The following is a 24,714-nucleotide window of genomic DNA, read 5'->3' on the forward strand; positions in this document are numbered from 1 at the left end:
TGCAAAGCGTGCGCTAGACTTCCAGCCACTTACGCCGCACCGCCGGATCGGCGCGCAGTTCCGCCGGCGTCCCGGCGAACACAATCCGCCCGTGTCCCATCACCAGCACGCGGTCGGAAATCTCCAGCGCAATGCTGAGTTTTTGCTCGACCAGCAATACGCCTAGCCCCTGCGTCCGCAGCGCCGACAAATGCTGCGCCACCGCCCTCACCGTCTCCGGCGCCAGTCCTTCGGTCGGCTCATCCACCATGAGCAGCCGCGGCTTGCCCATCAGGCTGCGGCACAGGCTGAGCATCTGCTGCTCGCCGCCGGACAGCAGGCCGGCGGCGACATGCTTGCGCGCGGCCAGCTGCGGCATCAGGCGCCACACTTGGTCCAAGGCCGCCGGCTCTGGCCGCAGCTGCCCCAGCAGCAGGTTCTGCTGTACCGTCAACGTCGGAAATACGGCCCGCTCTTCCGGCACATAGGCCAGCCCCTGGCGAGCGATCTGGAATGTTTTCAGGCCGGCCAGCTGGACGCCATCCAGCCGCACCGAGCCGCTACAGCGCAGCATGCCCATGACCGCTTTCAATGCGGTGGAGCGGCCGGCGCCGTTGCGGCCCAGCAGGCTGACGATTTCTCCGGCGCCGACATCGATATCGACGCCATGCAGCACGTGGCTTTGCTCATAAAAAGCATGCAGGTCGCGGATCTCAAGCAAGACGCTCATGACTGCGGCTCCCCCAGGCTGCCGAGATAGGCCGCCTGCACAGCGCCATTGGCGCGGATCGCCGCCGGCGTATCGCAGGCGATGATGCGGCCGTCGACCAGCACCGCGATGCGGTCCACCAAGCCGAACACGACGTCCATATCGTGCTCGATCAGCAGCAGGGTCTTGCCGGTGCTGACGCGCCGGATCAGCTCGGTTGCGGCAGCAGCCTCCTCGCGGTTCATGCCGGCGGTCGGCTCATCCAGCAAGATCACGTCGGCGTCGCCGGCAATCGTGATGCCGATTTCCAGCGCGCGCTGGCCGGCGTAGCTGAGATCGCCGGCCGGCGTGGCGCTGCTAGCCTGCAAGCCGCATTGCTGCAGCAGTTCCTGGATCCGATGATTGACTTCCTTCATCCCGGACAGGCGCCGCCAGAAGGTATAGCGGTAGCCATGCGCGGCCAATACCGCCGCCCGCAGGTTATCCGCCACGCTCAGGCGCGGGAAAATGCTGGTGATCTGGAAGCTGCGCGCAAGGCCCAGCCGGCTGATCTGGCACGGAAGCATGCCGCCTATCTCGCGCCCGTGCAGCAGAATCTCGCCGCTGCTGGCGGCCATGCCTCCCGAGATCAGGTTGAACAAGGTCGATTTTCCGGCGCCGTTGGGACCGATCAGGGCTAACCTCTCCCCTTGCCGCAACTGCAAATCGGCGCCCTTGATGATGCGCGCGGCGCCGAACTGCCTGTGCAGATTGCGCAGCTCCAGAACGGCAGGATGCATTTTTCCGTTCATAGGACCGTCGCGCGCCGGTACAGCATTTCAATCAGGAACACGGCGGCGCCGGCCATCAGCAGCGCACCGGCCAGGCGCAGCAGAAATCGCATTGTCATCCGGCGCCAGCCGGCCAGCAAACTCATCCAGATGCCAGCGATGCCGCCCGGCGCAAACAGCACGACAAGCACAAACAGCAAACCCAGATACAGCTGCCAGCCGCGGGTATAAGCCGATAGCAAAGAAGAAAACAGCACGCCGACAAGCGCGCCTATCATCGGCCCGAAGAAATAGCCGATGCCGCCGATGAAAGTGAACAGCAGGATTTGCGCGGAGCGCAGCAGACCGAGGTTTTCGGCGCTGACGATTTCAAAATTGATCGCGGTCAGCGCACCGCCGACGCCGGCGAAGAAGGCCGACAGCATGAACATCAGATAACGCACCCGGCGCGGGTCGTGGCCGATGAAGGCAGCGCGCTGCGGATTGTCGCGCACGGCATTGGCGATACGGCCCAGCGGTGTCTGCGTCAAGCCGTACATGGCCGCGGCGCAGATGAAAAGCCAGAACGCGATCAGGTAGTAGACCTGCAGCTGCGAGGAAAAATCGATGCCGAGCAAGGGCGCGCCCAGCACGCGGTCAGTGCTGACGCCGCTCTCGCCGCCGAACCAGCCGGGAAACATCAGCGCCGCGGCAGCCATCAATTCGACCAGCGCCAGGCTGATCATCGACAATGCCGTGCCCGCCCGGCGCGTAGTGATATAGCCGAATAGCGCACCTGCCAGCATGCCGGCCACGCCGCCCGCCAAAGGCACCAGCAACAGTGCGGCCACACTGCTGCCGGCCAGCCGGTTCATCAGGTGCACGCTGGCGAAAGCCGCCAGGCCGGCATACAGGGCATGGCCGAAAGACAGCATGCCGCTCTGCCCCAGCAGCATATTGAAGGACAACGCCAGGAGCATCATGCAGCCGCATTGCGACAGAATGGAGAGCGCGCCGCTTTGGCGGAATGCCAGCGGCGCCGCCAGCAAGACCACGGCGAACGCCAGCCACACCGATTTGCCGCGCCAGGAAGAAAGCATCAATCCCGCACCCCGAACAAGCCGCGCGGACGCAGCAGCATGACCAGCACCAGCAGCAGATAGGGCAGGACCGGCGCCACCTGGGCCAGCGTCAGCCGCAGCAAGGGATGGCCGACGGCGTCGGACGCCAGCCGGATGCCCCAGTGCGCCAGGCTGCTCAACAGGGAAACATCCAGCGCCACTGCATAGGTCTGCAAAATGCCGATCAGCAGCGACGCAATGAAAGCGCCCTTCAGCGAACCCAGGCCGCCGACCACCACCACCACGAAAATGATGCTGCCCACCCCCGCCGCCATGCCCGGCTCGGTGACGAAGGCATTGCCGCCGACCACGCCGGCCAGGCCGGCCATGGCGCAACCGGCGGCAAACACCAGGGTAAACAGCCGCGGCACATTGTGGCCGAGCGCTTCCAGCATCTGCGGATGGGTCAGCGCGGCCTGGATCAGCAAGCCGATGCGGGAGCGCTTCAGCAGCCAGCTCGCCGCCAGCAATATCAGCAGCGCGAGCAGCATCATGAAGCCGCGATAGGCCGGAAATGCGGTGGAATACAAGGTAAACAAAGGACCATCAAGCTGCGCCGGAATCGCGTACGGCAGCGCCGACTTGCCCCACGCCAGCTGCACCAGCTCGACCACCACATAGGACAGACCGAAAGTGAATAGCAGTTCGGCCACCTGGCCATGGCGCCGCACATGGCGCAGCCCGAACCGCTCGACCAGCGCCCCCAGCAGGCCGGCCAGCAACGGCGCCAGCAGCAGCGCCGGCCAGAATCCCAGCTGGATGCTGATGGCATAGGCGAAATAGGCGCCCAGCATATAGAAACTGGCATGGGCAAAATTCAGCACGCCCAGCATGCTGAAAATCAAGGTCAGTCCTGACGACAGCAGGAACAGCAGCAAGCCATAACTGAGGCCGTTCAGCAGAGTGATAAGGGTAAATTCCATTGTGCGATATGTGATGCTCAGGCAATGCTCAGGTCCGGCATTCTACCGCTTTGTCCTGGAGCCGATTTTCAGTTCGCCAGATGCGCCGGCCCCGCTCTCTTTCAAGACGGCTAGCTATTCCGGCATCTTCACCCTCAGCGGCGAAGGCCGCCTGCACCATGGCGGCATCTTGCGCGACGCGACGAAGCTGGCTGAAAGCGGAAAAATCAAGCCGCAGCTGGACTCGCCCCGCTTCAATCTCGGCTCCGTAGGCGAAGCCTATGCATTGATGGAGTGCCGGCAGGCTGCCGGCAAACTGGTGATCGATATTGCCGGATAAGCCTGCGGAGTCAAGGCGGCCTGAGAAATCCGGCCGCCGTCGGAAAATTGCATCGCATAAGCAAGTATTTTTACCAAGGTAATATTGACCACACAATTAAACCCGGGTAATATTGCATCACTTATCCAACTTAAGAGAGTGATTGCGCCATGAGCACTTCCACCAATCCGGTCATCGCCTTTGCCGGATCACACCGTATCGCCGCCGGCCAGCTCGCGCTGGTGGCCCTGAAAGCAAAAGAACTGATAGACCGCAACGACAGCGCCGCCGTCCTGATTTTCGACGACGTCACCAGCGAACAGGTCGAAGTGGATTTCCGCGGCAGCGCAGAGCAAGTGCTGCAACGCCTGGCGGCCAACGACACCCCTGCCGCCACGCCTAAAGAAAACTCCGGCAACCAAGAACCCGCGCGCGGTCCTGGCCGCCCCAAACTGGGCGTCATCGGCCGCGAAGTCACCCTGCTGCCGCGCCACTGGGACTGGCTCAACGCCCAGTCAGGCGGGGCTTCGGTAGCCCTGCGCAAGCTCGTGGAGGAAGCGCGGCGGCACGGCGAGCAGCGCGACCAGCTGCGCCGCGCCCAGGAATATGCGTATCGCTTCATGTCTGCCATGGCTGGCAACAGCGTGAATTTCGACGAAGCGACGCGCGCCTTGTTTGCCGGCGACCAGGCCGGGTTCGAGCTGCTGATCGAGACGTGGGCAGCGGATGTGCGCGACCATGTGAGAATATTGGCAAGCCGCGCCTTCGCTGCACGGCCATGAGCGCGCGTCTGCCGGCATTCACGGCCGTCCTAGCCATGCGATACTTGGGGACTGTCACTATTCTTTACTGCAACCAATGAGCATCCCTTTGGCTATCTCGGAAACGCCCGCGCCGGAACACTTGCCGTTTGCCAATGCATTTGCAAATTTACCCGCTGCCTTTTATACACGGCTGGCGCCGACGCCGCTGCCATCTCCCTATCTGGTGGATGCCAGCCGTTCAGCGGCGCAGCTGATCGGACTAGATCCTGCCGCATTTGAAAGCACGGACCTGATCCAGACACTCAGCGGCAATCGCATCGCAGCCAGCTCGCAACCGCTGGCTGCGGTTTACTCCGGCCACCAGTTCGGCGTCTGGGCGGGACAATTAGGCGATGGCCGCGCCATCCTGCTGGGCGATGTCGCCGCCAATCATGGCGGCCGCATGGAATTGCAGCTCAAGGGTGCCGGCGCCACGCCCTACTCGCGCATGGGCGACGGCCGCGCCGTGCTGCGCTCCTCGATCCGTGAATATCTGTGCTCGGAAGCGATGGCCGCGCTTGGCATTCCTACTTCGCGCGCGCTGGCGATCGTCGGCTCCGACCAGCTGGCGATGCGTGAACGCCCCGAGACGACCGCAGTGGTGACGCGCATGGCGCCCAGCTTTGTGCGCTTCGGCTCCTTCGAGCACTGGTATTACAACAATCGGCACGACGCCCTGAAAATCCTGGCCGACTATGTCATCGCCGGCTTTTATCCGGAATTGCTGGCGGCCGCCAACCCTTACCAGGCGCTGCTGGCCGAAGTCACCCGCCGCACCGCCCATCTGATGGCGCAATGGCAGGCGGTCGGCTTCATGCATGGGGTCATGAATACCGACAATATGTCGATCCTGGGGTTGACGCTGGACTACGGCCCGTTCGGCTTCATGGAAGCCTACGACCCCAGCCATATCTGCAACCATACCGACCAGCAGGGCCGCTACGCCTACAACAAGCAGCCGCAGATCGGCCACTGGAACTGCTTTGCGCTGGGCCAGGCCTTGCTGCCGCTGATCGGCAGCGTCGAGGCGACCGAAGCGGCGCTGAGCAGCTATCAGGCGCAATACGGAGCAAAGCTGGACCAATTGCTGCATGCCAAGCTGGGATTGGCGTCGCACCAGCCGGACGACGATAAATTGCTGGATGCCATGTTTGCGCTGATGCAAGCCAGCCATGTCGATTTCACGCTGTTTTTCCGCCGCCTGGGCAATCTGCGGCTGGACGATGCCGGCGCCGATGCCCCTTTGCGCGACTTGTTCATAGACCGTGCGGCATTCGACGCCTGGGCGTTACAATACCGGGCGCGCCTGAAACTGGAAAATAGCCGGGACGACAGCCGCAAGCTTGCAATGGATGGCTGCAACCCCAAATATGTATTACGAAACTATTTGGCGCAAACCGCCATCGAACAGGCGCAAAATAAGGACTTCTCGGAAGTCAGGAAACTGCTGGAAATTCTCGAAAACCCGTTTGACGAACAGCCGCAGCACGCAAAGTACGCCGAATTGCCCCCTGACTGGGCGCGCGGACTGGAAGTCAGCTGTTCGTCCTAGTGGCGTGATACGACACTATATTGGAACTTAAAACATGAGCAGCAGAAAAATCGTCAAAACCGACGCCGAATGGCGCGCCGAGCTTGATCCCATGGAATACGAAGTGACCCGCCATGCAGCGACCGAACGGGCATTCACCGGCCGCTTCTGGGACCATCACGAACATGGTGTTTACACCTGCGTGTGCTGCAACACGCCCTTGTTCGAATCGGACGCCAAATTCGATTCCGGCTGCGGCTGGCCGAGCTACTTCAAAGCCATCAATCCCGACAATGTAGAAGAGCGCATTGACCGTACTCATGGCATGATGCGCACTGAAATTTTATGCAAGGTGTGCGACGCCCATCTCGGCCACGTGTTTCCGGACGGGCCGCCGCCTACCGGCCTGCGCTACTGCATCAACTCGGCCTCGCTGCGGTTCGACCCGGCGGGCTGATCCATCAACCTATCTTATCCTGACTGAAAGCACGGCAAACACATGAAGTTCCTGTTCGACCTTTTCCCGGTAATACTTTTCTTCGGCATCTTCAAGTGGGGCGAAGGAAGTCCCGAGGCCGCGCAATCGCTGGTCAGCCACTATCTGTCAGGCTTCGTTTCCGGCGGCGTCGTCACCGCCGCGCAGGCGCCGGTGCTGCTGGCGACCGCGGTGGCGATAGTCGCTACCGTGGCCCAGATCGGCTACCTGCTGCTGCGCCGCAAGAAAGTCGACGCCATGTTGTGGGTTTCGCTGCTGATCATCACCGTGTTCGGCGGCGCCACCATCTATTTCCATAACGAGACTTTCATCAAATGGAAGCCGACCGTGCTGTACTGGGCCTTTGCGGTGGCATTGATGGTCAGCCAGCTGCTGCTGAAAAAAAACCTGGTCCGCACCATGATGGAAAAGCAGTTGGCCCTGCCCGAGCCGATCTGGACGCGCGTCGGCTTTGCCTGGATCGCTTTCTTTGCCCTCATGGGTTGCCTGAACCTGTACATCGCCTTCAATTATCCGACCGCGACCTGGGTCAACTTCAAGCTGTTCGGCGGCATGGGACTGATGTTCGCCTTCGTGATCGGCCAAAGCATCCTGCTCTCCAAATACATCAAGGACCCCGATGAACCCAAGGCTTGATACCATTCGTAACAAATTGACAGCTGCGCTGGACCCACTGGAATGTATAGTGGAGGATGAATCGGCGCTGCATGTGGGACACGCCGGCGCCGCCTCAGGCGGCGGACACTACCGGGTGCGAATAGTTTGCGCGCTTTTTGAGGGACAAAACCGCTTAAAACGCCATAGGCTGGTGTATGATTGCCTGGCTGAAATGATGCACGCCGAAATTCATGCACTGGCTATCACTGCACTGGCACCATCTGAAACAAAAGCTGCGTAGAACATATTTATATATGTAATCGGAAAGAATAATTTAATTGTCCTTCAAATATACTTCGGTTATTCTGCCCTGGTTTCGCATTAATTTATTAACAACCTCCCCAATTTAGGATTTGATAATGACATTTAAACCTTCACGTTTACTGGTGGTACTTTTTGCAGCTGCTGCATTGCCTGTTATGGCCCAAAACCTGGCAGTCGTGAACGGTAAGGCTATTCCTTCGTCGCGCGCTGACATGATGGTCAAGCAATTGTCCGCACAAGGCGGCCAGGCTGATACCCCAGAGCTGCGCAACATGGTCAAGGATGAACTGATCAACCGTGAAGTGCTGATCCAGGAAGCCGACAAGCTGGGCCTGGGCAACAACGCTGACGTCAAGGCGCAAGCCGACATCGCTCGTCAATCGATCCTGATCCGCGCCCTGGTCGCCGACTTCATCAAGAAGAACCCGATCAAGGATGCCGACATCCAGGCTGAGTACGACAAGTTCAAGGCACAGGCCGGCGACAAGGAATACCACGCACAGCATATCCTGGTTGAAAACGAAGCCGATGCCAAAGCCATCATCGTCAAGCTGAAAGCCGGCGGCAAGTTTGAAGACCTGGCCAAGCAATCGAAGGATCCAGGTTCGGCAGCCAACGGCGGCGATCTGGGCTGGGCAACGCCAGCTTCGTTCGTGAAGCCATTCTCCGATGCACTGGTGGCGCTGAAGCCAGGCCAACTGACTGAAACACCGGTCAAGACACAGTTCGGCTACCACGTCATCAAGCTGGACGAAGTCCGCGCCGCCAAGATCCCTACCCTGGCTGAAGTAAAGCCGCAAATCACTGAAGCTCTGCAACAGAAGAAACTGCAGGCTTACCAGCAAGATCTGCGCGCCAAAGCCAAGGTGCAATAAGACCTGCGCAGCATAGCCGGCAAAACACCCGCTGGAAAAAAGCGCTCTTCGGAGCGCTTTTTTTACGCCCTCGCACTTATCGATCGGCGCTGAGAATCAAGCGCCAAGGCCGTTCACTGATCTACACCAGCCACTACATGGAAGAAATCGAAAGACCGGCCGACCACATCGTCGTCATCGATCACGGCAAAGTACTGGCCGATGAAACCCCGGCTGCGCTGTACCGGCGGCTGCCGGCGCAAGCAGCGCTGCGAGTCGACCTGGCGTTGCCTGCCGACGCCATTCTGCTCGATCAGATCCGCCTTCAGCCGGGCGTCATCGATATCGCCGGCAATGACAGCAGCCTGGAGATCGGACTGCGCGCCGTGCTGGGCGCTTTTTTCGGCTATCTGTTCGGCGGCCTGGCCGTATGGCGCTTCCGGCGCGATGCGCTCAAAGAATAGGGAGCAAGCCGGCTTGGGTCAAAATAAAAACGCAGCCCTGTATCAGCGGCTGCGTTTTTATTTGAAGATCATATTCCTACAAGGCGGCCGATGGCGCTTCATGGTGAAGCGCCAGCCCGCTGCCGGCCGGGCTTAGCCGACCCACTTGCGCGCATTGCGGAACATGCGCATCCAAGGTGAATCCTCGCCCCACGACTCGGGATGCCACGACTGCTGAACGGTGCGGAATACCCGTTCGGCGTGCGGCATGCAGACCGTGAAACGGCCGTCCGGCGTCGTCACCGAGGTGATCCCTTGCGGCGATCCGTTCGGATTATAAGGATAGCCTTCGCTGACCTGGCCCTTGTTATCGACGAAACGCATGGCGACCAGCGCTTCCTTGATATCGCCGGTTTGGGAAAAATCGGCAAAGCCTTCGCCGTGGGCGATGGCAATCGCGCTCTGGGTGCCGGCCATGTCCTGGAAGAAAATCGAAGGCGACGATTCAACCTGCACCATCGAGAAGCGCGCTTCGAACTTCTCCGACTTGTTGCGGGTGAATTTAGGCCATGCCTGGGCGCCGGGGATGATGGCTTTCAGGTTGCTCATCATCTGGCAGCCGTTGCAGACGCCCAGCGCAAAGGTGTCGCCGCGCTGGAAGAACAGCGAGAACTGCTCGGCCAGCTTGGCGTTGAACAGGATGGTCTTGGCCCAGCCCTCGCCCGCGCCCAGCACGTCGCCGTAGGAGAAGCCGCCGACGGCGATGAAGCCCTTGAAGTCGTCCAGGCGGGCGCGGCCGGCGATCAGGTCGCTCATGTGGACGTCGACCGCGGTGAAGCCGGCCTGGTGCATCACATAGGCGGTTTCCACATGCGAGTTGACGCCTTGCTCGCGCAGGATCGCTACCCGTGGCTTGGCAGCCAGGTTGAGGAAAGGCGCGGCGATATTCTCTTGCATGTCGAACGGGATCTTCGGCGTGATGCCGGGATCGGCCGCATCCAGGATGCGATCGTATTCGGCATCGGCGCTGGCCGGATTGTCGCGCAGGCGGGCGATGCGCCAGCTGGTTTCGCTCCACAGGCGCTGCAGGTCGATGCGGGTCTGGCTGTAGATGGTCTTGGCGTCGCGGCTGAATTCAATGACGTCGCGCGTGTTCGGCTTGCCGATGATGTGGCTGCAGGCGCCCAGATTGAAGCTGCGCAGCACATTCATGACTTCCGATTTCTGCTCGGCGCGCACTTGCAGCACGGCGCCCAGTTCTTCGCTGAACAGCGCGCGCAAGGTCAGTTCGTTGCGGCGCTCTGCCACCTGCCCGGTCCAGTTCTTGGAATCGCCCCAGTCGGCTGCATGCTCGCTTTCCATGGTCAGGATATCGAGATTGATCGACAGCCCGCTGTGGCCGGCGAAGGCCATTTCGCACAAGGTGGTGAACAGGCCGCCGTCGGAACGGTCGTGGTAGGCCAGCAGTTTCTGTTCGCGGTTGAGTTGCTGGATCGCTGCGAAGAAGCCTTTCAGGTCTTCCGCGCTGTCGACGTCCGGCGTTTCATTGCCGATCTGCTGCATGACTTGCGTCAGTGCCGAAGCGCCCATGCGGTTCTTGCCGCGGCCGAGGTCGATCAGGATGATCGCGGTCTCGCCCGCGTCGGTGCGAATCTGCGGCGTCAGCGAACGGCGCACGTCGCTGACCGGCGCGAAGGCGGAGACGATCAGCGACACCGGCGAAGTCACGGCCTTGGCCTGGTCCTGGTCTTTCCAGGTAGTGCGCATCGACAGCGAATCCTTGCCGACCGGGATGCTGATGCCAAGCGCAGGACACAGTTCCATGCCGACCGCTTTCACGGTGTCGAACAAGGCGGCGTCCTGGCCAGGCTGGCCGCAGGCAGCCATCCAGTTGGCGGACAGCTTGACGTCGGAGATATCGGCAATCGCTGCTGCCGCAATGTTGGTCAGCGCTTCGCCCACCGCCATGCGGCCGGACGCCGGCGCGTTGATCACGGCCAGCGGCGTGCGCTCGCCCATCGCCATCGCCTCGCCCAGGTAGCCTTCGAAGCTCATGCTGGTGACGGCGCAATCGGCCACCGGAATCTGCCATGGGCCGACCATCTGGTCGCGCACCGAAGTGGCGCCGACGGTGCGGTCGCCGATGGTGATCAGGAAGGACTTGTCAGCGACTGTCGGCAGCTTCAGCACGCGCTGCGACACTTCCAGCAGGTTCATGCCGGTCAGGTCGACCGCCGGCAGCACCGGATTGAGGTGCTTGACGTCGCGCAGCATTTTCGGCGGCTTGCCGAGCAAGACATCCATCGGCATGTCGACCGGGTTATTGTCGTGTTCCGGATCGATCACCTTCAGCTGGCGTTCTTCGGTTGCGGTACCGACCACAGCGAACAGGCAGCGCTCGCGCTGGCAGAAGTATTCGAACAGCGGCAGGCTTTCCGGCGCGATCGCCAGCACATAGCGCTCCTGCGATTCGTTGCTCCAGATTTCCTTGGGCGCCATGCCGCTCTCTTCCAGCGGCACCTTGCGCAAGTCGAAAATCGCGCCGCGCTTGGCGTCGTTGGTGATTTCCGGGAAGGCGTTGGAGAGGCCGCCGGCGCCGACGTCATGGATAGACAGGATAGGATTCTTGTCATCCATCGCCCAGCAGGCGTTGATGACTTCCTGCGCGCGCCGTTCCATTTCCGGATTGCCGCGCTGGACCGAATCGAAATCCAGGTCCGCCGTGTTGGAACCGGTCGCCATCGACGACGCCGCGCTGCCGCCCATGCCGATGCGCATGCCGGGGCCGCCCAGCTGCACCAGCAGGCTGCCGACCGGCAGTTCGTTCTTCTTGGTGTGCTTGTCCGAGATGCTGCCGATGCCGCCGGCGATCATGATCGGCTTGTGATAGCCCTGCACATTGCCGCCGACGTTTTGTTCGTAGGTGCGGAAGTAGCCGCCCAGGTTGGGACGGCCGAATTCGTTGTTGAAGGCAGCGCCGCCGAGCGGGCCGTCGATCATGATCTGCAGGGCCGAAGCGATGCGCTCTGGCTTGCCGTAAGCTGCGGCACTGCCCTCGCCGGCAATGGTGACGTCGGTGGAGTTTTCCCAGGCTTGCTGCGCTTCCGGCAGCAACAGGTTCGATACAGTGAAGCCAGTCAGGCCAGCCTTCGGCTTGGCGCCGCGGCCGGTCGCGCCTTCGTCGCGGATCTCGCCGCCGGCGCCGGTGGAGGCGCCAGGGAATGGCGAAATCGCGGTCGGATGGTTGTGCGTTTCGACCTTCATCAGGATGTGGGTCAGCTCTTCCGAAGCGCGGTAGGTATTGCCTTCCGCCGCGCCGCGCGCATAGAAGCGCGACACGGTGGCGCCTTCGATGATGGACGAGTTGTCGCTATAGGCGACGATGGTGCCCTTGGGCGCCAGCTGGTGGGTGTTCTTGATCATGGCGAACAAGGACTTGTCCTGCGCTTCGCCGTCGATCACCCAGTCGGCGTTGAAAATCTTGTGGCGGCAATGTTCGCTGTTGGCTTGCGCGAACATCATCAGTTCGACGTCGGTCGGATTGCGCTTGGCGCTGGTGAAAGCGTTCAGCAGATAATCGATTTCGTCGTCCGAAAGCGCCAGGCCCAGCTCGCTGTTGGCGTGTTCCAGCGCAGCCTTGCCGCCTGCCAGCAGATCGACAAAGGCTAGCGGCTTGGCGTCCAGTTCGCGGAACAGGCCGGCAGCCTGCTCGGCGCTGCGCAGCACTGTTTCGGTCATGCGGTCGTGCAGTACGTCGGCGATGGCGCGCACACTGTCTTCGCTCAGCTTCTTGGCGCCGCCCAGCAAGCCGCTCTTCAGCTTGACCTGATAGGCAATCCCGCGTTCGATGCGCTTGATATGCGCCATGCCGCAGTTGTGGGCGATGTCGGTGGCCTTGCTGGCCCACGGCGAAATGGTGCCGAAACGAGGGATCACGATGAATTCTTCGCCACCTTCGGTAGCGCTGAACGGGTCGCCATAGGTCAGCAAGGCGTTCAGGCGGCCGATATCGTCCTGGCTGAGCGGAGTCGAGGCGTCGACAAAATGATCGAAACGGCCGCTGACTTCGACGACATTGCTGTCGATCGCTTGCAGCTGGGCCAGAAGGCGTTGGGAACGGAAGGCAGGGAGAGCGTTGGAACCGGGCAAAATCAACATGGCGAGGGGGGAGTTGATGCAGCGTGGCTGCGGGTTAAATCAGAAGCCGTCATTATACAGTGATGCCCTGCCCCTGGCCCCTGCCAGTGATGACAAAATCACCCTTTCTGCGCACGCAAAAGCCTTGCGGGCCGGAAAAGCTGGAAAGCTCCGGCCCGCAATTGCATTTAAAGCAATTTGCGCCTTGGAAGTCTTCTTAGAAATCCTTCAAGACGATCTTGCCGATCACGCGCCCGGTTTCCAGCATGGCATGGGCCTGGCGCAGATTGGCGGCGCTGATCGGCGACAAGACCTGGTTCAGCGTGGTAACCAGCGCCTTCTGGTCGATCAGGCGCGCCACCTGGTCCAGCAGCTTGCCCTGCTCCAGCATGTCGGCGGTCTGGAACATCGAGCGCGTAAACATGAACTCCCAGACAAAGCCGGCGCTTTTGGCCTTCAGCAGGCTGACATCCAGCGCCGCGGCGTTCTCGACGATGGTGCAGATCATGCCTTGCGGCGCCACTGCCGCGGCGGCAGCCGGGAAATGGCGGTCGGTGTCATTCAGGATCAGCACGTAGTCGACGCTGTCGAAACCTTGCTCCTTGAGCTGCGCCGGCAGGTCGCCGAAATGGTTGATCACGTGCTTCGCGCCCAGTTCGCGCACCCATTGTTCCGACTCGGGACGCGATGCGGTCGCAATCACGTTCAGGCCGGCGACCTTGACCGCCAGCTGGATCGCGATCGAGCCGACGCCGCCGGCGCCGCCGATGATCAGCAACGACTTGGCCGACGCGCTTGAGCGCGGTGGCACTTTGAGGCGGTCGAACAGCGCTTCCCAGGCCGTAATCGCGGTCAACGGCAAGGCCGCCGCCTGTTCGAACGAGAGCGTCTGCGGCATGTTGCCGGCGATGCGTTCATCGACCAGCTGGAATTCGCTGTTGCTGCCCGGGCGGGTAATGTCGCCGGCATAGAACACGCGGTCGCCGACCTTGAAACGGCTGACTTCCGGGCCCACCGCCTGCACCACGCCGGCGGCGTCCCAGCCCAGCACGCGCGGCGATTTTTCGACGGTGTCTTTCGTCGCGCGCACCTTGACGTCGACCGGATTGACAGCGATGGCCTTGATAGCGATCAGCAGGTCGCGCCCTTTTGGAACCGGCTGGTCAAGCTGGACGTCGAGCAGCGATTCCGGGTTGTCGATGGGCAGATACCGGGTTAAAGCGATGGCTTTCATGTTCAAACTCCTGGAGTAGAGACCGTTTCAATCTGAATCCGGCCTTGGATTGGCTTAGCTGAGTGGATTACCTGAACGCCATTATGATAATGTTGAATTATTTTATAAACATGGCAGTATTTGATTCACTTTCAACTGAAATTTGATAATGTATTCAACTACCGATCTCCAGCTTTTTATCTACACCGCAGACTTGGGCAGCCTGTCGAATGCAGCGCGCCAGCTCGATCTGCTGCCGGCCACTGCCAGCGCCAGCCTGAAGCGGCTGGAACAGCAGCTCAACGCCCGTTTGTTCGTGCGCTCCACCCGCAGCATGCGCCTCACGCCAGAGGGCAGCGTGTTCCTGGAATATAGCCGCCAGGCCCTGGCCCTGTTGAATGAAGGACAGGCGCTATTGAATGCCGGCGGGCCGGTGAGCGGCCATTTGCGCTTGTCGATGCCGTCCGATGTCGGCCGCAATGTGCTGCTGCCCTGGCTCGACGCCTTCCAGGCGCGCCACCCGCAAGTCACGCTGTCGCTGCAGTTTTCCGACCGCGTCATCGACCTGTTCCGCGATCCGGTCGACGTCGCCTTCCGCTACGGTCCGCTGGACGATTCGACGCTGGTGTCGCAAGTCCTGGCCGCCAGCCGCCGCGTCGTCGTGGCGGCGCCGTCCTATCTGGCAAAGCATGGCCGGCCGCAAACGCCCAAGGACTTGTCCAGCCACAACTGCCTGCTGTATTACCTGCAGCACGGCCTGTTCAACAACTGGCGCTTCTATTCGGGCAAGACGGCGATCGACGTCAAGGTGCGCGGCGACCGCATGAGCGACGATGCCGCGATTGCGCGGGCCTGGGCCATCGCCGGCATCGGCATCGCCTACAAATCCTGGCTTGACGTGCGGCAGGACGTGGTGGAAGGCCGGCTGGAAATCCTGCTGGAGCAGTTCGGCGGCGAAGACACGCCGCTGAATATGGTGTATCCGCACCGCAGCAGCATGTCGCCGTCGCTGCGCGCCTTGCTGGCGTTCCTGCGCGAGCGTTTTGCCGCGCTGGACGACGCATCTGGAATCGCAATTCCCGGCTGAGCGTCCGATGCGCGCAACCATGCCGCTGTAAAAGATTTTCCGCCAAAATGTGTCGAATATTGTGGAGCAAACAGTACACAAAAGCAGTTGGGCGGATCTGCGGAATTGACATGTATTGACGGCAATCCAAGCTTGGGACTATATTAAAAAAAATCCACATGGAAATATTCAACCTTCATATCGGATAATCAATCCTTAGAAGTGAATTCGTCGCATCAGAGCCGAGGGACATCAAGATGAAACTCAAAGCCGTTTTGTTATTGTTAGCAAGTACGATGCTATGCGCGACGTTCGCCAGCCCGTCCTGGGCCGCCAGCGCAAATGTGGTGGTAAAAGCGTCGATTGCCGGCGGCTGCACAATAGCTGGTATCGGAGAGCTGGATTTTGGCGGTCTGGACCAGGCCAGCAACAGCCCCGCCACCGCCGATGGCCTGATAACTTATTGGTGCACAAAAGATACGCCTTACACGATCACCTTGGGCAATGGTGAAAATTACGACTCGGGCAGCGCAACCCGACAAATGAAACAAAGCGGGGGCGCAGCGCTGCTTCCGTATCAGCTCGCCGCGGACAAGAGCAGCGGCAGCGGCCTTGGCCCGGCAAGCAATGAACGGCTGTCGCTGACAGGAACCATACTGAGCGCCGATGTCAAAAATGCCGCCGCCGCGAACTACCTGGACAATGTCATTGTGACCATCGAGCCATAGCGACGCCATGGCGCCATGCAGCCACCCACACTCGCTAGCGGTTTGGCCCGCTGCACGCCACCGCCGCCTTGCCCTGTGCATTTTCCTGCTCCTGCTGCAACTCGCCACGCGCGACGGACGGGCCGATACCGGCGACATACTGGTGCGCGTGATTGTCGAAGGCGGATGCACCATCGTCGATTCCGGCGAACTCGACTTTGGTGTGCTCAATCCCGCCAGCGGCAACCCGGCAACGGCGACGGGCACAGTGAGCTATTGGTGCGCGAAAGGCACGCCATACAGCATTCAGCTCGGCAACGGCGAGAACTATGATGCGGGCAAAGGTTTGCGGCAAATGGTGCAGGAAGGAGGCAGCGGCACTCTTCCCTACGCCTTGCAGGAACCGCCAGGCAATCCTTACATCGGCAACGGACCGACGCCGCCCGACACCTTCCAGATGGTTGCCACGGTCCGCGCAGAAGATGTCAGAAACGCAGCAGCAGCGGCTTACCGCGACAATCTGGTGATTACCATCGAACCATAATCCATCGTCAAGACAGGGGCGTATCGTGCATAAAAAAATTAGGGCCGCAACGGCTGGGATTGTTGGCTTGCTGATCTCCTGCGCAGGGTCGGGCATGGCGGCGAACATGAGTGTGACGCCGCTGCGGCTGGACCTGGCGGCAAATAAATCCGCGGTTGTCACTATCAGCAACGACAGCGACAACACACTTGACCTGGCCGTGAATGCGATGACCTGGACGCAAGACGAGAGCGCGGCCGATCAACACCAGAAAACCGATGCGCTGGCGTTTTATCCCGCGGCGTTCAGCCTGGCGCCGCATGCGAAACGCAGCATCCGGGTCAGCGCCAAGCCCGGTACACCGCGGCCAGCCGTCGAAGCCGCCTACCGTCTCTACATCACCGAGTTGCCGCCGGCGCAGCACGCGCAGCATGGCGAAGCCATCCAGTTGGAAGTCCGTTTCGGCTTGCCGGTTTTCATACGTCAAGACCATGCCGCGCCGGCGCTTAGCGCCGTAGCGGTCAATGGCAGTCCCGGCACGGTGGACGTCAAGCTGAAAAACACGGGCAGCGCGCACGCGCGCATCGAAACCATCCGCTCCAAGCCGGAAGGCATCGATGAGAATCAATTCAAGCAATGGTATCTGTTACCCGCTGCGGAGCGTACTTACCGCCTCCAGGTGACGCCGGCCTTGTGCCAGGCAAGCGATCGCAAGGTCACGCTGCAGGTACGCGCCGACAGCCGCGTCATCCCGGTCGGCATCGCCCTGCCCGCCGAGACTTGCAGCGGTAAATAGCCAGCCGCGGCATCCAAGGGACATGCCGCCGCAATGGCAAGATATGACTTCACGATGGCAAGCAGCGTGCTGCTTGCAGCTTGCATTTCTCACTCGATCCCCGCCGCCGGCTGGGCCGCCTCCGCCACGCCCCAAACCGGCGAGCCGACGGTCTGGCTGGTTGACATCAACGGCCGCCCCGATATTGAAGTCTTTGCCCGCACCAACGGCAAGCTGGTGTACCTGCCCCAGGCGCTATTGCAGGAGGCCGGCATCGTCACGCAAGCGCCCTTCCCCGCCTTGCTGCCTTTCGACGATGGCATGTATTTCTTGCCGGATCAGATTGAGGGGGCGAAAGTCAACGCCGACTTCGATCAGCAAAAATATCACTTGCATGTGCCGCCGGAACGGCTCAAGGCGCAAACCATCGATCTTTCGCCCGCAAAAATATTGCCGCTGTCGCCAGAACCGCCATGGTCGGCCTATGTCGACTACAGCTACAGCGAGACCCGCGCCGGCGGCAATCTCGCGCGCCAGGGCAGCCTGTCGTCGCATCTGCGGCTGTTCGGCTGGTCGCTGTACGACGATCACGTTTTCCAAAACAGCGGCAGCGGCTTTCTCAAGCAACGCATACAAACCGCGGCCTTTCATGACTGGCCGGCGCAAGCGCTGCGGCTGTCGCTCGGCGACAACACCATCGATACGGCCGAGCTGGGGCGCGCCACGCCATTTTTCGGCATGCGCCTGCAACGCAATTACAATCTGCAGCCGGGCTTCATCAGCGACCAGACAGCCGCCTTGTCCGGCGTCGCCGCAACCCCATCGACAGCCGACATCTATATGGACGGGGTATTGACCGCCACCACGAACCTGGGCGCGGGCCCCTTCAATTTACAGAATCTGCGCGATTACGGCGGCTTGCGCAACATCCAGGTTGTCGTGCGCGACGCCTCGGGCGCGCAGCAAACCTATTCCTTGCCGTTTTATTTCACCAACAATCTGCTGCGCAAGGGTATCGACGATTTCGACATCGGTGTCGGCCGGCAGCGCCAGACCTACGGTTTCGGCAGCTACAGCGGCTTGGCGGCGAGTGGCCAGTATCGCTACGGACTGAGCGAAGATCTCACCGTCGGCTTGCGCGGCAATTCCGTGCCGGGCGACCAGCGGCTATCGCCGTTGCTGACAGCACGGCTGGGGACGGTCGCCGTTGCGACAATGATCGCCGCCACGCGCTGGCATGACGGGCAGCGCTATTCCGCCCAGGAACTGAATTTCAGCGCACAACAACGCGGCACCACCCTGCGTGCCCAATGGCGCGCCACTTCTAACGGCTTTGACGATGCTCCGCCGGCATCGCTTGGCGTCCAGCTGCTGCCCGATATCCGCGCGCATGACGCGCTGTCGCTGGGCTGGGACCAGAATTTGGGAGCGCTAGGCTACTTCTCCACGGTAGCGACGCGCCGCTGGCGCTTTGACGGCAAGATGGAAGCCGACGCCTCGATCTCCTGGTCGCACAAACTGCCGGGGCGCGGCACCTTGCAAGTCGGCGCGCTGACCACGTTTGGCGACACCACGCGGCAGCGCTCCTTGTTCATCTCGGCCAGCTTTGCACTCGGCGAACGCTCTTACATCAACAGCGGCCTCCGAAAAAACCAGGACAGCCCGCCGCAGTACTATCTGCAGGCGGCGCAGAATATCGCCTCCGACGGCGGTTTCGGCTATCGCTTGTACGGCAGCGAGCAAGCCGGCAACAAAGACCAAGAGGCCGAGTTCAACTGGCAGGCGAAATGGCTGGAACTGAGCGGCAGCGCGCGCAGCGCCAACACCGGCTCTACCAGCTACGAAGCCCAGCGGCTGCAGGTCTCCGGAGCGCTAGCGACGGTCGGGGGAGAGATCCGCGCGGCGCCATTCATACGTGAGGCGTTTGCGGTTGCCTCGGTCGGATATCCCGATGTCCGGGTCTATCGCTCGGGCCAGATGATCGGACGCACGGATGCCGGCGGATCGATCCTGATCCCGCAACTGGCGCCCTATGCGGACACCACGATCGCGATCGAAGCGGACGACTTGCCGCTGGATGTCGATTTGCTCGCGCCGCAGCTGGAAGTCGTGCCCGCCGATGGTGCTGGACTATTGCTGAAATTTGCATTGCCGAAAATTGCCGCCATGAGCGGCAATTTACGCAGAACCGATGGTCCTGTGAAAAATCGCAGCATTGAAATCACCGGCCCGGATGGCAAGACAAGCACGTCCCGCACCGGCAGCGACGGCTTCTTTGAACTTGACGGCATTAGCGCCGGCAGTTATCGCTTGCGCGTCGCCGGCAGCTGCCACGCCACCGTGGCGGTGCCGCCTGACGCGCCAGCGATATTCCAGATGGGGGATGTGCATTGTGAAGATGAATGATGCCTGCGCCAAAAAAACGTCATGCCGGCATCTGCCGCCTGCCTTGCTGGCTGCACTGGCGCTGCATCTCAGCGTCTTGCCGATGGCGCAGGCGCAACTGAGCGGCGGCGCGGCGCCGCTCGGATCAGGGCCGTCATTATCGATTCCCCAGCCAAAGGCAAGAAATGGGCGTGCGGTCAATGCCAGTCAGGCGCCGGCAATCGCCGGCGCCTGCACGCTGATCATCAATAATTTTACGTTTGGCAGGTATGTATCCGGCCAGGCCACGTCGCTGAATGGCTCATGGGGCATGACAGTCAATTGCGACAGTTTCCAGACCATTACGGCCACCGTCACTCCCAGCGACGGAACCGGAAACTTTTTCTTGCGCCGGATGAACCAGGTCGGCGGCGACGACACGCTCGGCTACCAGCTGTATACAGACTGGAACCATACGACGATCTGGGGCGACGGCACACAGGCGACCTCGCCTATCACAAACTCTGGCGCAGGGATTGTGGTGCTGGACGTGTTTGGCAAGGTTGGCGCCAGCCAGAACATACGGCCGGGCAGCTACGAAGAAAGCATCGTTGTTACAGTGGAGCCGTGACTGCGTCATCCGGAATGCGGTCGCGCCCAAAATGCGCCAGCACGAAATCGACAAACGATTTCAGCTTGGGCGTCATCTTGCGGTTCGACGCCACTACCAGGTGCATCGGCCGGTGCTGCAGTTCGTAATCGGCCAGCAGGCGCTGCAGCCGCCCGGCAGCCACCTCGTCGCGCAGCAGGGCTTCCGGCTGCATGATGATGCCGATGCCTTGCAAGGCCGCGGTGCGCAAGGCGAGGCCGTTATTCGCGCGGAAATTGCCGTGCACCTCGATCTCATGCTGTACGCCGCCAAGGGAAAACTGCCACAGGTTATAGCGGCTGCCATGGACGAAGCTGAGGCAATTGTGCTCAGGCAGCTGCTGCGGCGTTTGCGGCGCGCCATGCCGCGCCAGGTAATCCGGAGAAGCGCAAACCATGGCTCGATACGGCTGCAAAGGCCGCGCGATCAGGCTCGAATCCGGCAAGGGGCCGATCCGCAGCCCGACCTCGAACCCCTCTTCGACCAGGTCGACCACGCGGTCGTTCAGGGACAGGTCCAGTTCGACGTCGGGATAACGCTCCAGGTATTCTCGTATCACCGCGGTCAGCATCAAGCCGCCGAACGTCGCCGGCGCGGTCACCCGCAGCACGCCGCGCGGCAGCAGCTGCATCTGCTTGACCGAGGCGTCGGCCGCCGCGATTTCCAGCAGCGCCTGCTTGCAGCGCTCGAAATACAGCTGGCCGATCTCGGTCAGGCTCTGGCGCCGCGTGGTGCGGTTGAGCAGCCGCACCCCAAGCTGCTCCTCCAGCTGGCGCACATGCTTGCCGACCATGGTGGGCGAAATCCCCGCTTCCTCGGCGGCGGCGGAAAACCCGCCCTTCTCTACCACGCGGACGAAAATCTGCATGCTGGTCAGTCTGTCCATGATTTGCCACTCACCCTCGATTAAACACCAACAGTTCCAAGTGATAGTAATAATAAGATATTTATCCACCAATGAGAAGCAATCATAATCAGCTTCTGATCTCACCTGTTAAGGAGCGCAACATGAAAATAGCGGTTATCGGTGCCACAGGCACAGTCGGCAAGGCAGTCGTCCAGCAACTGGCGGCGCGCCACGACATCATCGAAGTCGGCAACAGCAGCGGCCAGTACCAGGTCGACATCACCGACATTCACAGCGTCGAACGCCTGTTCGAGCAGATCGGCAAGGTCGACGCCATCGTCTCGACCGCCGGCAAACTGCATTTCGGCCCGCTGCAGGAACTGACCCCGGAAAAATTCCAGGTCGGACTGCGCGACAAGCTGATGGGCCAGATCAACCTGGCGCTGGTGGCCCAGCACCACCTCAACGACGGCGGCTCGATCACCCTCACCAGCGGCATCCTGAGCCATGAACCAATCCTGCAAGGGGTCAACGCCAGCACGGTCAACGCTGCCCTCGACGGTTTCGTGCGCGCCGCCGCCATCGAACTCAAGCGCGGCATCCGCATCAACATCGTCAGCCCGACCGTGCTGCAGGAATCGCTGCCCAGCTACGGTCCGTTCTTCTACGGCTTTGAAGCAGCGCCGGCCAGCCGCGTGGCGCTGGCCTACAGCCGCAGCGTCGAAGGCGCACAGACCGGCCAGGTTTACCGGGTCTGGTAATTCACCGCCGCCTCAGGGCAGGCTGCGTCATCGCTGACAGCGATTTTGTCGAGAGATGTCAGGATTTTGTCAAGATGATGCAGTAAGATTGGCTGCATAGTTAAGCGCAGCCAATCCTTCCCTTTCAAGAGGCCTCTCATGGTGAATGTAGTAAAGCGCATCCAGGAATACAACGCCGGCCGCGATCCGCAGCGCCTGCAGCTCAAATACAAGAACATCCGCAACGATCCTTTCACCTTCCTGCGCGGCACCTGCCATCTGTTCTATGAGCGCCTGCCATACAGTGGCTTGATGCGCAGTGCGCCGCTGGCGTGGATCTGCGGCGACATGCATCTGGAAAACTTCGGCAGCTACAAGGGCGACAACCGCCTGGCCTACTTCGACATGAACGATTTCGACGAGGCCGTACTGGCGCCGGCGAGCTGGGAACTGGTCAGGCTCCTGACCAGCGTGCTGATCGCGGCCGACGGCTCGTCCGCCAAGCCTGCCGATACGCGTCTGCTATGCCGCAGCTTTATCGACGCCTATGCCAATGCGCTGAGCCTGGGCAAGCCGCGCTGGATCGAACGCGACACCGCCACCGGCATGGTGGGCAACTTGCTGAACAGCCTGCGCGGCCGCCAGCGCTCGGTTTATCTCGATAGCCGCAGCCTGCGCAAGGGCAAGCAGCGCGCACTGCGGGTGGACGGCAAGAAAGCGCTGCCGGTATCCGACAAGCAGCGCGCCAAAGTCACCAGGTTCATGCAGAAATTCGCCAGTAAACAAGCCAATCCGGCGTTCTACAAGGTGCTGGACGTGGCGCGCCGCATCGCCGGCACCGGCAGCCTGGGCGTCGACCGCTATGTGATCCTGGTCGAGGGCAAGGGTTCTCCCAACGGCAACTACCTGCTGGACCTGAAGCAGGCGCTACCTTCTTCATTGACGCCCTACCTGAAAGTGGCGCAACCCAAATGGAAAAGCGAGGCACAGCGCGTAGTAGCCCTGCAACGGCGCTGCCAAGCGGTTTCCATGGCCTTCCTGCAGCCGGTCATGCTAGGCAAGACCTCGTATGTGCTGCGCGGCCTGCAACCCAGCGAAGACCGGGTGGCGCTGAAGCGGCCGCGTCACAGCACCGCCGAAATCCAGCAAGTCATGACTGTCATGGGCGACATCGTCGCCTGGGCGCAGCTGCGCAGCGCCGGCCGCCAGGGTTCGGCGATCGCCGACGAGCTGATCGCCTTCGGCCAGGGCAAGAAGTGGAAAAAGCAATTGCTGGACGCCGCCCAGAGTTGCGCGGTGCAGGTGCGCAAGGATTGGCAGGCCTACTGCAAGGCTTATGACGCCGGCGCCTTTGATTTGTAATCGCGGCAATCGGCAATCCCTCGGCCGCTCGCTGCGGAAAGACTAAATGCTTGCGGTGCTGTCCTATTATCAAGTAATTCAAGGTATGATTCTGATCGCTGCATCCAGTACGCAGACCAGAAAAACATCCGGGAGCAATTGCGCCACCTGCCCGGATATCTGCGCAAAACCCCTTGAGAACAATAGTGATACAGCAACAGACACAGAAACAAATCGTGGTGATCGGCGGCGGCGTGATGGGAGTCTGCAGCGCCTACTTCCTCGCCGAAGCCGGACACCAGGTCGCCGTAGTCGAACAACGCAGCAATGTAGCCGAACAATCGACGCTAGGCAATTCCGGCATCTTGTCGGCCGGTTCGGCCCTGCCCTGGTCCGCGCCCGGCATGCGCAAGAAAATCCTGGCCGGCATGTTCAACCAGGAAGCCGCCAACGTCCTCAACGCCCGTTTCAGCCCTTCCCTGTGGCGCTGGATGCGGCGCTGGATGGCGGAATCAGAAATCCAGCGCTTTCGCTCCCATACCCACCAGATGCAGCGCCTGGCGTCCTATAGCCAGGATTTGCTGGATCAGATACAACAGCATTTCCAGCTCGATTTCGAGCAAAGCCCGGGCATGCTGCGCCTGTTCCGCAGCGAAGCCGAACTGGCGGCGCTGCAGCCCACGCGGGAGCTGCTGAGCGAATGCGGGGTTGCCCACCAGTTGCTGGACCAAGCCGCGGTACGGGCGCTGGAGCCGGCTCTGGCCAGCGCCGGCAAGCTGGCCGGCGGCCTGCATTTTCCAGATCTCGGCTCCGGCAACTGCACCCTGTTCACCAAGCAGCTGAAAGCCATCCTGCAGGGCCTGGGAGTGCAGTTCCATTTCGACAGCACGGTCACCGCCATCGATCCGCAAGGCGCCCGGGTCGGCCTGCACATAGGCGGCGAAATCCTGAACGCCGATGCCGTGGTGTGCGCCGCCGGCAGCGCCAGCGCCCAGCTGCTGCGGCCGCTGGGACTGCGCTTGCCGCTGCACGCGATCAAGACCTATACCGCCACCGCCAGCGTCAAGAACTATGAGGTGGCGCCGCAGATGGCGGTGCTGGACGACAGCTACAAGATCACCATGGCGCGCATCGGCGCTCGCATGCGCCTGGCCGGGATCGCCGAATTCGGCGCCAAGGACATGGCCTTCGACGACAAGGCCCTGCGCACCCTGCTGAAAGTGGCGCACGACTGGTTCCCCGACGCCGCCAATTTCAACAGCGCCAGCTTCTGGTGCGGCCACACGCCGATGCTGGCCGACGAAGTGCCGCTGGTCGGACCGACCGGCGCCAGCAATGTGTTCGTCAACATCGCCCACGGCGGTTCCGGCTGGAGCATGGCCCTGGGCGCCGCCAAGGTCCTGGCCGACCAGGTCTCCGGCCGCGTGCCGGAAGTAGACCTGGACGGCCTGACCGTTGCGCGTTACCGTTAAAACACGCCGCGACGGATGTCCGGCTGGCGCAGCCACGCAGAATCAGAGTTTTT

At 61.5% G+C, this 24,714-nt stretch carries 24 protein-coding genes; 17 read left to right on the forward strand and 7 right to left on the reverse strand.

The window, feature by feature from the left end; genetic code table 11:
- Positions 1–13: 13 nt before the first annotated feature.
- The 4 genes from AC07V8_RS15290 to AC07V8_RS15305 are packed head-to-tail and all read right to left on the reverse strand — an operon-like array spanning position 14 to position 3,481.
- The gene (locus AC07V8_RS15290; RefSeq protein ID WP_494679204.1) at positions 14–709 is read right to left on the reverse strand and encodes an ABC transporter ATP-binding protein; all 696 of its coding nucleotides are present in this window, start codon (positions 707–709) and stop codon (positions 14–16) included.
- Complete coding sequence (locus tag AC07V8_RS15295; protein WP_494679203.1) at positions 706–1,467, reverse strand: ABC transporter ATP-binding protein; 762 nt, start codon at positions 1,465–1,467, stop codon at positions 706–708. Before AC07V8_RS15295 ends, AC07V8_RS15290 begins: the two co-directional genes overlap by 4 nt.
- Positions 1,468–1,475: 8 nt before the next feature.
- Positions 1,476–2,537 (reverse strand): branched-chain amino acid ABC transporter permease, encoded by a 1,062-nt coding sequence (locus AC07V8_RS15300; RefSeq protein ID WP_494679202.1) that lies wholly within the window; start codon positions 2,535–2,537, stop codon positions 1,476–1,478.
- Positions 2,537–3,481 (reverse strand): branched-chain amino acid ABC transporter permease, encoded by a 945-nt coding sequence (locus AC07V8_RS15305; RefSeq protein WP_494679201.1) that lies wholly within the window; start codon positions 3,479–3,481, stop codon positions 2,537–2,539. Before AC07V8_RS15305 ends, AC07V8_RS15300 begins: the two co-directional genes overlap by 1 nt.
- 13 nt (positions 3,482–3,494) lie before the next feature.
- On the opposite strand from AC07V8_RS15305, the gene AC07V8_RS15310 reads away from it, so the two are divergent.
- The 8 genes from AC07V8_RS15310 to AC07V8_RS15345 all read left to right on the forward strand — a co-directional run bounded on the left by AC07V8_RS15310 (position 3,495) and on the right by AC07V8_RS15345 (position 8,848).
- The gene (locus tag AC07V8_RS15310; RefSeq protein WP_494679200.1) at positions 3,495–3,800 is read left to right on the forward strand and encodes a zinc-binding dehydrogenase; all 306 of its coding nucleotides are present in this window, start codon (positions 3,495–3,497) and stop codon (positions 3,798–3,800) included.
- Positions 3,801–3,949: 149 nt separating this feature from the next.
- Positions 3,950–4,561 (forward strand): DUF2239 family protein, encoded by a 612-nt coding sequence (locus tag AC07V8_RS15315; protein WP_494679199.1) that lies wholly within the window; start codon positions 3,950–3,952, stop codon positions 4,559–4,561.
- Between the two features lie 76 nt (positions 4,562–4,637).
- The gene (locus tag AC07V8_RS15320; protein ID WP_494679198.1) at positions 4,638–6,134 is read left to right on the forward strand and encodes a protein adenylyltransferase SelO; all 1,497 of its coding nucleotides are present in this window, start codon (positions 4,638–4,640) and stop codon (positions 6,132–6,134) included.
- Positions 6,135–6,168: 34 nt separating this feature from the next.
- Positions 6,169–6,570, forward strand: a complete 402-nt coding sequence (msrB, locus tag AC07V8_RS15325; protein WP_494679197.1) for a peptide-methionine (R)-S-oxide reductase MsrB — start codon at positions 6,169–6,171, stop codon at positions 6,568–6,570.
- A gap of 42 nt (positions 6,571–6,612) precedes the next feature.
- Positions 6,613–7,245 (forward strand): septation protein A, encoded by a 633-nt coding sequence (locus AC07V8_RS15330; protein WP_494679196.1) that lies wholly within the window; start codon positions 6,613–6,615, stop codon positions 7,243–7,245.
- Positions 7,229–7,507 (forward strand): BolA family protein, encoded by a 279-nt coding sequence (locus tag AC07V8_RS15335; RefSeq protein WP_494679195.1) that lies wholly within the window; start codon positions 7,229–7,231, stop codon positions 7,505–7,507. Before AC07V8_RS15330 ends, AC07V8_RS15335 begins: the two co-directional genes overlap by 17 nt.
- Positions 7,508–7,625: 118 nt before the next feature.
- Positions 7,626–8,405 (forward strand): peptidylprolyl isomerase, encoded by a 780-nt coding sequence (locus AC07V8_RS15340; protein ID WP_098496763.1) that lies wholly within the window; start codon positions 7,626–7,628, stop codon positions 8,403–8,405.
- Positions 8,406–8,542: 137 nt separating this feature from the next.
- Positions 8,543–8,848 carry a hypothetical protein gene (locus tag AC07V8_RS15345; protein WP_494679194.1) on the forward strand — a complete coding sequence of 102 codons (306 nt, stop codon included), beginning with the start codon at positions 8,543–8,545 and terminating at the stop codon, positions 8,846–8,848.
- Positions 8,849–8,980: 132 nt separating this feature from the next.
- On the opposite strand, the gene purL is transcribed toward AC07V8_RS15345, so the two are convergent.
- Together purL and AC07V8_RS15355 are read right to left on the reverse strand one after the other, a co-directional pair.
- Positions 8,981–12,985: a phosphoribosylformylglycinamidine synthase gene (purL, locus tag AC07V8_RS15350; RefSeq protein ID WP_494679193.1), complete on the reverse strand. Its 4,005-nt coding sequence runs from the start codon at positions 12,983–12,985 to the stop codon at positions 8,981–8,983.
- 196 nt (positions 12,986–13,181) lie between these two features.
- The gene (locus tag AC07V8_RS15355; RefSeq protein WP_494679192.1) at positions 13,182–14,198 is read right to left on the reverse strand and encodes a zinc-binding alcohol dehydrogenase family protein; all 1,017 of its coding nucleotides are present in this window, start codon (positions 14,196–14,198) and stop codon (positions 13,182–13,184) included.
- Positions 14,199–14,346: 148 nt separating this feature from the next.
- On the opposite strand from AC07V8_RS15355, the gene AC07V8_RS15360 reads away from it, so the two are divergent.
- The 6 genes from AC07V8_RS15360 to AC07V8_RS15385 all read left to right on the forward strand — a co-directional run bounded on the left by AC07V8_RS15360 (position 14,347) and on the right by AC07V8_RS15385 (position 20,243).
- Entirely contained in the window at positions 14,347–15,264 is a 918-nt protein-coding gene (locus AC07V8_RS15360; protein ID WP_494679191.1) for a LysR family transcriptional regulator, read from the forward strand.
- A 236-nt stretch (positions 15,265–15,500) separates the two neighbouring features.
- Complete coding sequence (locus AC07V8_RS15365) at positions 15,501–15,971, forward strand: Csu type fimbrial protein (protein WP_494679190.1); 471 nt, start codon at positions 15,501–15,503, stop codon at positions 15,969–15,971.
- A 7-nt stretch (positions 15,972–15,978) separates the two neighbouring features.
- On the forward strand, positions 15,979–16,494 hold the full coding sequence (locus AC07V8_RS15370) for a Csu type fimbrial protein (protein ID WP_494679189.1): 516 nt from the start codon (positions 15,979–15,981) through the stop codon (positions 16,492–16,494).
- A 106-nt stretch (positions 16,495–16,600) separates the two neighbouring features.
- The gene (locus tag AC07V8_RS15375; protein ID WP_494679188.1) at positions 16,601–17,269 is read left to right on the forward strand and encodes a fimbrial biogenesis chaperone; all 669 of its coding nucleotides are present in this window, start codon (positions 16,601–16,603) and stop codon (positions 17,267–17,269) included.
- 33 nt (positions 17,270–17,302) lie between these two features.
- Positions 17,303–19,654: a fimbria/pilus outer membrane usher protein gene (locus tag AC07V8_RS15380; RefSeq protein WP_494679187.1), complete on the forward strand. Its 2,352-nt coding sequence runs from the start codon at positions 17,303–17,305 to the stop codon at positions 19,652–19,654.
- On the forward strand, positions 19,647–20,243 hold the full coding sequence (locus AC07V8_RS15385; RefSeq protein ID WP_494679271.1) for a Csu type fimbrial protein: 597 nt from the start codon (positions 19,647–19,649) through the stop codon (positions 20,241–20,243). The genes AC07V8_RS15380 and AC07V8_RS15385 overlap by 8 nt, the downstream gene beginning before the upstream one ends.
- On the opposite strand, the gene AC07V8_RS15390 is transcribed toward AC07V8_RS15385, so the two are convergent.
- The gene (locus AC07V8_RS15390; protein ID WP_494679186.1) at positions 20,227–21,147 is read right to left on the reverse strand and encodes a LysR family transcriptional regulator; all 921 of its coding nucleotides are present in this window, start codon (positions 21,145–21,147) and stop codon (positions 20,227–20,229) included. The two genes, AC07V8_RS15385 and AC07V8_RS15390, sit on opposite strands and share 17 nt — an antisense overlap.
- A gap of 122 nt (positions 21,148–21,269) precedes the next feature.
- Here AC07V8_RS15390 and AC07V8_RS15395 point away from each other — a divergent pair, with 122 nt between their 5' ends.
- The 3 genes from AC07V8_RS15395 (at position 21,270) to AC07V8_RS15405 (ending at position 24,661) form a co-directional block, all read left to right on the forward strand.
- Positions 21,270–21,869: a short chain dehydrogenase gene (locus AC07V8_RS15395; protein ID WP_494679185.1), complete on the forward strand. Its 600-nt coding sequence runs from the start codon at positions 21,270–21,272 to the stop codon at positions 21,867–21,869.
- A 138-nt stretch (positions 21,870–22,007) separates the two neighbouring features.
- Positions 22,008–23,210, forward strand: coding sequence for a DUF2252 domain-containing protein (locus AC07V8_RS15400; RefSeq protein ID WP_494679184.1), 1,203 nt, complete (start codon positions 22,008–22,010; stop codon positions 23,208–23,210).
- A 173-nt stretch (positions 23,211–23,383) separates the two neighbouring features.
- Positions 23,384–24,661, forward strand: coding sequence for a D-amino acid dehydrogenase (locus AC07V8_RS15405; RefSeq protein ID WP_494679183.1), 1,278 nt, complete (start codon positions 23,384–23,386; stop codon positions 24,659–24,661).
- Positions 24,662–24,714: the final 53 nt, after the last annotated feature.

It is taken from the genome of Collimonas sp. GW821-FHT02H07 (genome assembly GCF_059421505.1).

What these genes read in the sequence shown, in the direction of transcription:
- AC07V8_RS15290 (WP_494679204.1), bottom strand. Translation starts at nt 709, where the DNA reads ATGAGCGTCTTGCTTGAGATCCGCGACCTGCATGCTTTTTATGAGCAA.
- AC07V8_RS15295 (WP_494679203.1), bottom strand. Translation starts at nt 1,467, where the DNA reads ATGCATCCTGCCGTTCTGGAGCTGCGCAATCTGCACAGGCAGTTCGGC.
- AC07V8_RS15300 (WP_494679202.1), bottom strand. Translation starts at nt 2,537, where the DNA reads ATGCTTTCTTCCTGGCGCGGCAAATCGGTGTGGCTGGCGTTCGCCGTG.
- AC07V8_RS15305 (WP_494679201.1), bottom strand. Translation starts at nt 3,481, where the DNA reads ATGGAATTTACCCTTATCACTCTGCTGAACGGCCTCAGTTATGGCTTG.
- AC07V8_RS15310 (WP_494679200.1), top strand. Translation starts at nt 3,495, where the DNA reads ATGCTCAGGCAATGCTCAGGTCCGGCATTCTACCGCTTTGTCCTGGAG.
- AC07V8_RS15315 (WP_494679199.1), top strand. Translation starts at nt 3,950, where the DNA reads ATGAGCACTTCCACCAATCCGGTCATCGCCTTTGCCGGATCACACCGT.
- AC07V8_RS15320 (WP_494679198.1), top strand. Translation starts at nt 4,638, where the DNA reads ATGAGCATCCCTTTGGCTATCTCGGAAACGCCCGCGCCGGAACACTTG.
- msrB (WP_494679197.1), top strand. Translation starts at nt 6,169, where the DNA reads ATGAGCAGCAGAAAAATCGTCAAAACCGACGCCGAATGGCGCGCCGAG.
- AC07V8_RS15330 (WP_494679196.1), top strand. Translation starts at nt 6,613, where the DNA reads ATGAAGTTCCTGTTCGACCTTTTCCCGGTAATACTTTTCTTCGGCATC.
- AC07V8_RS15335 (WP_494679195.1), top strand. Translation starts at nt 7,229, where the DNA reads ATGAACCCAAGGCTTGATACCATTCGTAACAAATTGACAGCTGCGCTG.
- AC07V8_RS15340 (WP_098496763.1), top strand. Translation starts at nt 7,626, where the DNA reads ATGACATTTAAACCTTCACGTTTACTGGTGGTACTTTTTGCAGCTGCT.
- AC07V8_RS15345 (WP_494679194.1), top strand. Translation starts at nt 8,543, where the DNA reads ATGGAAGAAATCGAAAGACCGGCCGACCACATCGTCGTCATCGATCAC.
- purL (WP_494679193.1), bottom strand. Translation starts at nt 12,985, where the DNA reads ATGTTGATTTTGCCCGGTTCCAACGCTCTCCCTGCCTTCCGTTCCCAA.
- AC07V8_RS15355 (WP_494679192.1), bottom strand. Translation starts at nt 14,198, where the DNA reads ATGAAAGCCATCGCTTTAACCCGGTATCTGCCCATCGACAACCCGGAA.
- AC07V8_RS15360 (WP_494679191.1), top strand. Translation starts at nt 14,347, where the DNA reads ATGTATTCAACTACCGATCTCCAGCTTTTTATCTACACCGCAGACTTG.
- AC07V8_RS15365 (WP_494679190.1), top strand. Translation starts at nt 15,501, where the DNA reads ATGAAACTCAAAGCCGTTTTGTTATTGTTAGCAAGTACGATGCTATGC.
- AC07V8_RS15370 (WP_494679189.1), top strand. Translation starts at nt 15,979, where the DNA reads ATGGCGCCATGCAGCCACCCACACTCGCTAGCGGTTTGGCCCGCTGCA.
- AC07V8_RS15375 (WP_494679188.1), top strand. Translation starts at nt 16,601, where the DNA reads ATGAGTGTGACGCCGCTGCGGCTGGACCTGGCGGCAAATAAATCCGCG.
- AC07V8_RS15380 (WP_494679187.1), top strand. Translation starts at nt 17,303, where the DNA reads ATGGCAAGATATGACTTCACGATGGCAAGCAGCGTGCTGCTTGCAGCT.
- AC07V8_RS15385 (WP_494679271.1), top strand. Translation starts at nt 19,647, where the DNA reads ATGAATGATGCCTGCGCCAAAAAAACGTCATGCCGGCATCTGCCGCCT.
- AC07V8_RS15390 (WP_494679186.1), bottom strand. Translation starts at nt 21,147, where the DNA reads ATGGACAGACTGACCAGCATGCAGATTTTCGTCCGCGTGGTAGAGAAG.
- AC07V8_RS15395 (WP_494679185.1), top strand. Translation starts at nt 21,270, where the DNA reads ATGAAAATAGCGGTTATCGGTGCCACAGGCACAGTCGGCAAGGCAGTC.
- AC07V8_RS15400 (WP_494679184.1), top strand. Translation starts at nt 22,008, where the DNA reads ATGGTGAATGTAGTAAAGCGCATCCAGGAATACAACGCCGGCCGCGAT.